Source organism: Desulfobacter curvatus DSM 3379, from assembly GCF_000373985.1.
In the GTDB taxonomy this organism is placed as follows: domain Bacteria; phylum Desulfobacterota; class Desulfobacteria; order Desulfobacterales; family Desulfobacteraceae; genus Desulfobacter; species Desulfobacter curvatus.
On sequence record NZ_KB893056.1, the window covers coordinates 47774 to 56508 of the forward strand.

General features: G+C 45.5%; 11 protein-coding genes. 4 read left to right on the top strand and 7 right to left on the bottom strand.

Annotation, left to right across the window (positions count from 1 at the left end; translation table 11 throughout):
* Positions 1-6: 6 nt before the first annotated feature.
* The 4 genes from B147_RS0112250 to B147_RS28270 form a co-directional block, all read right to left on the bottom strand.
* A complete protein-coding gene (locus B147_RS0112250) occupies positions 7-438 on the bottom strand; it encodes a hypothetical protein (RefSeq protein ID WP_245569004.1) in 432 nt (143 codons plus the stop codon).
* A gap of 1 nt (position 439) precedes the next feature.
* Entirely contained in the window at positions 440-1261 is an 822-nt protein-coding gene (locus B147_RS0112255) for a DNA-binding transcriptional response regulator (protein ID WP_020587493.1), read from the bottom strand.
* Between the two features lie 252 nt (positions 1262-1513).
* Positions 1514-1876, bottom strand: a complete 363-nt coding sequence (locus tag B147_RS0112260; RefSeq protein ID WP_020587494.1) for a hypothetical protein — start codon at positions 1874-1876, stop codon at positions 1514-1516.
* Between the two features lie 21 nt (positions 1877-1897).
* Positions 1898-2791, bottom strand: coding sequence for a pyruvate, water dikinase regulatory protein (locus B147_RS28270; RefSeq protein WP_020587495.1), 894 nt, complete (start codon positions 2789-2791; stop codon positions 1898-1900).
* A gap of 81 nt (positions 2792-2872) precedes the next feature.
* Here B147_RS28270 and B147_RS0112270 point away from each other — a divergent pair, with 81 nt between their 5' ends.
* Positions 2873-3304, top strand: coding sequence for a hypothetical protein (locus tag B147_RS0112270; protein WP_020587496.1), 432 nt, complete (start codon positions 2873-2875; stop codon positions 3302-3304).
* Positions 3305-3311: 7 nt separating this feature from the next.
* Here B147_RS0112270 and B147_RS0112275 read toward each other — a convergent pair whose 3' ends face one another.
* Positions 3312-3677: a peptide chain release factor family protein gene (locus B147_RS0112275; RefSeq protein WP_020587497.1), complete on the bottom strand. Its 366-nt coding sequence runs from the start codon at positions 3675-3677 to the stop codon at positions 3312-3314.
* 14 nt (positions 3678-3691) lie between these two features.
* Entirely contained in the window at positions 3692-5404 is a 1713-nt protein-coding gene (locus B147_RS0112280) for an ATP-binding protein (RefSeq protein WP_020587498.1), read from the bottom strand.
* A gap of 209 nt (positions 5405-5613) precedes the next feature.
* Between B147_RS0112280 and B147_RS0112285 the strand changes: the two genes are divergently transcribed.
* Genes B147_RS0112285 through mtaB form a run of 3 tightly spaced genes read left to right on the top strand, consistent with a single transcriptional unit; the run spans position 5614 to position 8446 of the window.
* On the top strand, positions 5614-6045 hold the full coding sequence (locus B147_RS0112285) for an NIL domain-containing protein (RefSeq protein WP_020587499.1): 432 nt from the start codon (positions 5614-5616) through the stop codon (positions 6043-6045).
* Positions 6045-7100, top strand: coding sequence for a tRNA 2-thiouridine(34) synthase MnmA (mnmA, locus tag B147_RS0112290; RefSeq protein WP_020587500.1), 1056 nt, complete (start codon positions 6045-6047; stop codon positions 7098-7100). Before B147_RS0112285 ends, mnmA begins: the two co-directional genes overlap by 1 nt.
* Positions 7097-8446: a tRNA (N(6)-L-threonylcarbamoyladenosine(37)-C(2))-methylthiotransferase MtaB gene (gene mtaB / locus B147_RS0112295; protein WP_020587501.1), complete on the top strand. Its 1350-nt coding sequence runs from the start codon at positions 7097-7099 to the stop codon at positions 8444-8446. The genes mnmA and mtaB overlap by 4 nt, the downstream gene beginning before the upstream one ends.
* A gap of 109 nt (positions 8447-8555) precedes the next feature.
* On the opposite strand, the gene B147_RS0112300 is transcribed toward mtaB, so the two are convergent.
* Positions 8556-8735: ATP-binding protein (locus B147_RS0112300; protein WP_020586660.1), on the bottom strand; the 180-nt coding region annotated here is incomplete at its 5' end.

The window sequence follows — 8735 nt, forward strand, 5'->3', positions numbered from 1 at the left end:
CTTGAATTACTCCTGATTAATCCAGTAACGGGTCCACGGGCATCGTTCCTTGTAAGGATAACGAATCAGTTCCGTAGCAAGAATGCGAAAATCCTTGTCTCTGACGGTGAAATAGGAAACCACCTTTTTTTCCCTTAAGTCCCTTAATCCCATGGCAACATACAAGGTTTGGTACTGCCCTTGAACATCGCACTTAACCGCCCCGGTCAGGATGGTGATATCCAGTTCCCGGGTAACGTTGAAAAGGTTTACCATGGCCACGGTAAACGCTTTTCCCTTAAAATGGTTCTCGGCATCCGTCCGGGTGAGTTCGCATTGAATGAAATTTTTAAATCCGGCCTCCAGCTCATAAAATTCCTGATCTGCCCCACGGCCGGTCCCAGGAACCGTTAAAAAAAATATGAATATGACGCTCCAAATCTTTATGAATTTATCCATTTTATCCATTTACAGGTTGTGTGGCTATTTCTTTTTCAGGTTTGATCAAGCTTTTTATGGTTTGTTGAAGGCGATTCAATGCCACGGGGGTAACCGTGACCGTCCCGGCTCCTGAAAATTTTGACAGGTATTGCCGCATGCGCTTTTCGTTATTATAACCGGTTTCCACAAGAATGGGTATTGTGTGATCAATTTTGAGCAGTTTATCCACAAAGGCCTGGGAGCCCATACCAGGTATATCGTAATTCACAATGACCATTTTAAATTTTTCAGGCTGATTTCTAAATACGCCCAACGCCACTTCAGGATCGCCGGAGATCATGCCGATATATCCCATACGTTTGACCACAGTATCGATAAGTTCACTGCGTTTGTTGTTTTGATCCAGTACCAGAATATGACCCCGACCGGCTATAATCCAGGCCTGCGTTTCCGACACATTTTTGGTGTCAAAAACACGGCTGCCTTCCATTGACCAGATTGTCGGATTGAAGGGGTGGACATTTGTCACATCTGTTTTATAGACTTTCGAAGCAATGAACAAATCGTTTTCATTATCAGGGACCTTGACAATAAACCCTTTATCCTGGGCAACATACCGGCGCAGCCATCTGCGGTATTCAGGGTGTTCCCCGGTGAGCACCAGCATCTTTAAGCCTGCATGGGAGCGCACCTGAAAGGAATGGTAAATCATGGGGGCTTTGGCATAGTCTTCCTGACTTTCCATGTAGTTTTCTTCTACAAACTCCACCATGAAATCCCTGGCCCGGCATGGCACTGCCGTTACAATCAAGACAAGCATCAGGATAAAATAACGTGTCATAGCTGTCGTTCCTAAAGTTCTTGGGTTTAAAAGCTAATAACGGCCATGGCCGACCTGGTCTATCAACAACATAGGCTCAACCCATAACAAACAATAAAACTAAAGACACCAACAATGCAGGACTAAAATGGGCGCCGCAGGCGCTTCACCCTCTTGTTTCTTGTATCTTGTTTCCAGTTTCATATAAAACACTATCGGCATAAAACCCGCACTTCTTGATTGCATCCGGTAATGAATATTTCAAATTTGATCTTACAGCAGCGTTTTGGACAGAACAAACAGCAGACTGTAAAGAATGGTTAACACCAGCACAAGACGCCTGTGATCTGTGCTGCGCCGGCCCCGATACCGGGCAAGCAAAAGACCCGCAGCATTAATCAGGGCACCTGCCCCCAGCACATCAACAAGGAACCGGACATAGTTCTGATCCCAGTAACGCCTTAATTCAAGCTGATAGAAACGGTCAAAAAAGGTTTCAAATTCGGGTTGAGCCCTGTGAAAAATCAGAATGGCAATAATTAATCCTGCACAGGCAGCGATATTTATCCAGATAAAAACAAGCCTGAAAAGATCCGTGGGCTTTCGTCTTTCCGATTGTCTTTTCTTTTCAGGCATAACGTCAAAAATGAAGTTTAATCACAAAGTTAAATTGCTTTGCGGGCTGCCCTGATGGGGTATAAAGTCCCTTATATGGGCATTGGCTTTGAACCTGCGCGTAATCATTTCAATGATCTCCTCGGCACTGGTCTCTATGGGTTTATTGCTCACATTGATCATGGAATAGCCCTTGGTAATGAAATATTTCTGGGCGTGTTCAATCTCCTTTTCAATTTCATCCTTTCCGGAATAGGCGTAGATATCCTTTGCCCCCAGGCTCTCCTGGCGCATTCTCCTGTGCGCCTGCAGCTGTTCCGGGTTGATGTTCAGTGCAAATACCCGGCGCCGGTCCACAAGGTCCAGGCTCCGGGGCATGGGAACACCGGGGACAAAGGGGATATTGGCCACTTTCCACCCCAAAACGCTCATATACATTGACAACGGTGTTTTTCCGGCCCTGGACAGTCCGATCAACACAATTTCGGCTTCAGCAATACTCTCAGGATTCAAACCGTCATCATGGGCCAGGGCAAAATCAATGGCAGACACCTGTTCTAAATTTACCAGGTGAATCTCCCGATAGAGTCCCGGGGTTTCCAGGGGCTTACGGTCAAGAAATGTTTCTATTTTTGAAATAATGGGGCCCATCAGATCAATGGTGACAATATGATTATCCATGCCCTGACGCGTGAGATACCTGCGAAGGTTTGAATCAACAATGGTATGAACAATAATACTTTCAATATCCTTGACCTTATCGATGAGATCATCGACCTGGCTCTCCGTACGTAGCCTGGGGACTTTTACAACACTGATATCGGAATCAGGAAATTGTACAAGGGTGGATTCCACGAGATGAAAAGCGTTGACACCCTCACCGCAGGAAGCAATGTATATCATTTGGAATTTGCCGGATCCAAGCATGTTTTTCATAAAATAAGGCCTTTATCCTGTCGAAGTTTTACGTTATAAACCACCCATACATAAACCTGAAACAAGAGTCAATTAAATATTATGGAACACCAGGACAGCGGCCCAGATGCAAAAAGGCATTCCGGGGCGCAATTGGATCAGACGCGTTCCCAAGCCATTCTGCAGGCGAGCAGTAACGGCAGGCTTACATGTGCAAGTGCCCATCGCCTTGCGAAGGCACAAAATTGTTTGCCAAAGCAGATCGGTATACAGGCGGATCTACTTGAATTGCGTATCGCACAATGCCAACTCGGTCTTTTCGGATCCCCCCAGGGCAAAAAGAATTTCAATCCCGATGCCGGCATTACACAGCAATTAAAGGACAGGATACTTGATGCTCAGTCTGACGGAAAAATTGACTGCAAAACCTGCTGGGAGATAGCAAAGGAATTTAAAATTACCAGAATAGATATGGGGTCTGTCTGTGAGCGGCTTGAAATCCGGATCAAACCCTGTCAGTTGGGGGTATTCTAAAATTTAATCAAGTCTCTTTGCTGTCCGACACCTTCTTAAGCGCCTTTTTCCTTCGCCGCTGCTTCTGTTTTTTCACCCGGGCTAATTTTTGGGCTGTGGCATCAGGCATCCCGAATTGCAACTGTTCAATCTTTTCCACCAGGGATCTCAAGGCCATAAACCGGTTCAGATGCTGGGATCTATACTTCCCGAATTTTACAGTTATTTGGGTGGGCACATGGGTCAAAAATACGGCAGAGGATGACTTATTTACCTTTTGGCCACCACGGCCCGAGGATTTTATAAATTTCTCCTGGATATCTTTTTTTGAAATACCCAAATGATTCATTTTCTTTTCAAGGGCTCTTATTTTATCTATATCAGGACCGGGCATCGGGATTTCAGCCGCTATATTTTTTTTAATGGTATTTTTTGGGGGTTAAAAAATTTTCCAATTTTTTCAGACATCTCTTTTATGGAAAGCGGTTTGGATAACACCCCCCTAATACCTATTTGCGCCATCATATCCAAGGTAATGTCGTCGCTGAATCCCGTACAAAGAAAGATAGGGATATCCGGGCGAAACTCCCTTATGTTTTCCGCCAGACAATCGCCGTTCATATGCGGCATATACAGATCCGTAATCACAAGATCATAGGTTAAAGGCTCTTTTTTGAAATGTGTCAGGGCAACCAAAGAATCTGTCATGGTTGTGGTACGGCACCCTAAACGCTCCAGCATGGATTTTGCTACTTTGAGAATGATGTCTTCGTCATCCACAAAAAGGACATGGATCTTATATTCAATGTCGATTTTCTCATTTAGGGCAGGCACATGAAGTCGTGGTTCAATACTTTTTTCCGAAAATTTTGGAAAATACAACTTGAACTCACTTCCCTTGCCCGGCTGGCTGTGTACCTTTATGCCGCCGGCCATATCTTTTACAATACCATAAACAACAGACAATCCCATGCCGGTTCCATCCTCATTGCCCTTGGTGGTATAAAACGGTTCAAAAATACGGCTCATCACCTCCTTTGACATTCCCTCGCCTGTATCCGAAACACTTAGACAAATATACTCTCCCGGCTTGACCCCGCCGTTGGAATCAGATTGAGAAACATTTACAGGCGTTAATGAAATTTCGATTACACCGCCTGTCTTACCCATGGCATGCACGCCATTGCTGACCAAATTCATTATAATCTGATGTAGTTGGGTGGGATCGGCAATAACAGGCGGACAGTTTGGATCTACAATTCTTTTTATTGAAATATAGCGTGGAATACCGGACTTCATCAGCTTGAGTACGGTCTCTATACTATTTTGTATTTGTAACGGCTCTCTTTTAATTTTCTTTTGACGGGAAAAATTTAAAATTTGCCGGACAAGTTCTTTTGCCTGCAGGGCACTTTCATGAAGCTGAGCCAGCCTTTCTTTTGTTTCATCGTCATAGGCAGCGCTTTTAAGAATCAAAAGCTCTGCATTTCCTATAATGGGAAACAGCATATTATTAAGATCATGGGCGACACCACCTGCCAGGGTGCCAAGGGATTCCAGCTTCTGGACCTGGGCCATCTTTTCATGAATCTTCATCTCATTGGAAACATTCTGCTGTACACCTACATAGTTGGTAATGTCACCATTTTTATCCCTGACCGAAGATATGGTAATTTCCATTATGCAAAAAGTGTTGTCTTTTTTTTTAAACTCGGCATGGCCGCTCCACACCCGCCCGGAACTGATAATGGCCCGCAGGTTAATATTAAACTGGCTATCATATTTCTTGCTTCTGAACATGCTGATATCCCGGCCGATGCACGCTTCCCTGGAAAACCCGGTCAGGGTCTCAAAGGCGGAATTGATATACAGGATAATACCTTCGGAATTTGTGATATAGACCATTTCCGAAATTTGCTCGACTGCAGCCAGCAGCAATTCTCTCTCTTTCTCAATTTTTTGATTGATTGCAGCCGCAAACTCAACGGGATCAGAGCCAACACTTTTATCAATGGTCCGAAATTTTTTAAGTGTAACGATCTCTTGTTTCAGGGTAGCCTTTTCAAGTTCAAGCTCCTTAATCCGTTTTACTAAACTGTTATATGACGCCTTTTGAGACATGTTCCTCCTGGAAAAAGAACCAGCGATTGTTAAGAAATTAACGAAAAGAGGTAATTTTTGTATATTCTTATCTAAAAGTATGACGGTTTGACAAGAAATTTTTCACAAAACTGCGAATTTGAGCGATTTAGGTATTTAATATAAACCACGATGAATGATATGATATTTAATTTGGTTTCGACCTAACACAAGGAACGGAGGTTAAGGAGTTGTATTCAAAAATTGTTATTTTAGATTTTCCGCCAAGATCGGCCCAAGAACCCATTGTCTGCCAGCTGGTTAAGAAATATGACCTGATGTTTAATATCCTCAAGGCACGAATATCTTCAAAAAGAGAAGGCCATATGGTGCTTGAAATCTCTGGTGCCGGGAAAGCGGCGTTTAACAAGGGGATCACCTATTTAAAGGAACATGGGGTTCTTGTATCCACACCCGAACATAAAATTTTCAAAGATGAAGAAAGATGCACCCATTGCGGCGCATGCACCGCAGTCTGTCCCACGGGGGCGCTGTACATCAAACGGCCTGAAATGGAAGTGATATTTGACAGGGAAAAATGCAGCCTGTGTGAGCGCTGTCTTCTGACCTGCCCCGTCCGAGCCATGGGTTTGTTCAGTGATGATTTAAAAGAAACTGCCTGATGTCTGATTCACCGGTTGTAGCCGTGGCTCTGAGCGGGGGAATAGATTCCATGGTGGCAGGGTTTCTTGTTAAACAGCGTTTTAAAAAAGTGCTCGGCGTTCATTTCACCACCGGCTATGAAAAACGTATGCCGGATCTATCCGGCCTGGCGTCCGTCTTCGGATTTCCCGTTCACACCATAGACCTGTCCCGGGAATTTGAGACCCGGGTGGTTGAATATTTTGTGTCAACCTATATGGCGGGGAAAACACCGAATCCATGCCTTGTCTGCAATATGCAGATAAAATTTAAGAGGTTGTTTGAGCATGCGCAAACGCTTGGGGCGGATTTGATGGCAACCGGCCATTATGCAACGGTGGTCAACAAATATACGTCCGGCAGAAAAGCGTCCGGGCAGGCATGGCTTGAAAGGGGGGCTGACCTGAATAAAGACCAGTCCTATTTTCTATCCATGCTCTCCCCTGATATTTTGGACAGATTGGTGTTTCCCCTGTCCGATTTTACCAAAAGCCGGGTCCGGGAATTTGCCGGACAACACAACCTTGTACCGGTTGTACCGGGTGAAAGCCAGGATATCTGCTTTTTGCCGGATAAAGATCATGGAAGGTTCATTAACACCAAAACAAAAGTCTCCCCAAAGCCCGGGCCGGTGGTTGACGGTCAGGGGAAGACCGTGGGCTCCCATCAGGGGCTTCACAAATTCACGGTTGGCCAGCGCAGGGGAATCAATATTCCTGGCCCGGCACCTTACTATGTAAAAAAAATTGATATGAATACCAACACCCTTCATGTGTGTTTTAAGTCAGATCTTGCCCAAAAACGGATGACGGTTGAACAGATGGTCTGGAATTATCCTGAAAAGAAAAATATAAAAAACCTGACTGTTCAGATCCGGTACGCACACAAAGCAGCCCCTGCCGGCCTTGACTGGGAGGACACCCGTGGCATTGTAACATTTGACACACCCCAAAATGCGGTAACCCCCGGCCAGGCCGCAGTGTTCTATCAGGCAAACCGCGTATTAGGCGCCGGTTTGATTTCAGCAATTCAATGAAAAAAAAAACATTTTATATCGAAAGCCTTGGTTGTAAAGTCAATCAATATGAATCGGACGCCATTGCAGCCCAGCTTGAAGCCCATGGATTCTCAAGGGCAGGTAAGGGGCAATCCGCTGATATTTGTATTGTTAACACCTGTGCAGTGACCTCCAGGGCCGGCATGCAGTCCCGCCAGGAAACCAGGAAACTGATCCGTGAACACCCCGATGCTACAATGATTGTCACCGGATGCCATGCACAGACTGACCCTGAACAGTTTAAAAAAATTTCAGGTGTGGATTTTATTGTCTGCCACCAGGATAAACCGCTCATCCCCGCATATCTCACCCGGGAACCGGCGAAAGAAAACTTATTTGATTTCAGAAAACCTGAATACGGAAAAACGGCATGCTTTTTGGAAATTGCAGAACCTGACCGGCCCGTATTCGGTAAAATGACCCGGGCCTACTTAAAAATCCAGGACGGATGCAATCAGTTCTGCACCTATTGCATTATCCCCTATGCCAGGGGCGCATCCGTATCCATGCCTTTTGACCAGGTCATGGCCCATGTTTTAGGCTTAAACAGGCAGGGGTTCAAAGAGGTTATTCTCACAGGTATTCACACCGGGCTGTATGGACTTGATTTAAAGCCTGAAACCTCTTTAACCCAACTTGTAAAAAAACTGGATGAAGAACGTCCGGTGGATCAAATCAGGATATCCTCCATTGAGCCAAATGAAATAACGGATGAGCTCATTCATATGGCAGGCCCCGGTCATATTTTGTGCGATCATTTTCATATCCCGCTCCAGGCAGGAGACAATGACGTTCTGGCCCGTATGAAGCGGCCCTATTCAGTTGAACAGTTCTCAGAAGTTACTCACAAGATACATCAAACCCTGCCGTATGCCGGTATCGGCCTTGATGTGATCATGGGGTTTCCCGGTGAAACAGACAAGGCGTTTGAAAATACATACAAACTTGTGGCGGAGCTGCCCGTATCTTACCTTCATGTATTCCCCTTCTCACCAAGACAAGGGACACCTGCATGGCATTTCACCCCAAAGGTACCGTCGGATACGGCAAAGAAAAGGGCTGCACTGATGCGCGAGCTTGGCGAGCAGAAGCGTTCGGCGTTTATCGAGTCAAACCGGGGCCGGGTACTTCAGGGATTGATCCAGAATCAAAGGGACCGGCACACAGGTATGCTTAAGGCGATCACCACCAACTACCTGACCGTCTTTATTAAGAATGAAAAAAATTCGCATGGCAACCCGGACAGCCTTAAAGGAAAAATCGTTAAGATTAAATATGATCAATGCAACAACGGCAACTGCCTTGTGGGCCGGATTATCCCATGACCCGGATGGCCACTTTAAAATCCCCCACCCGTGGCCGGGTCAAAATCCCCCGGCGGCAGAATATTGAGATCTAAGTTATTCTCTTAATATCTTCCATTTTTTCCTTTTTTCATCCCTCCCTATTGTCGCGCAGCTGAGAGAGCCGGTTGGCAGCCTCTTTGAGTCGGTAACTCTTCCCTTCAAATTTCAGCAGATGACCATGGTGAAGCAACCGGTCCAGTATGGCCGATGATGCGGCATTGTCTTTGAGAAGCAGGCCCCAGTCTTCAATGGGGCGATTTGAAGTGAT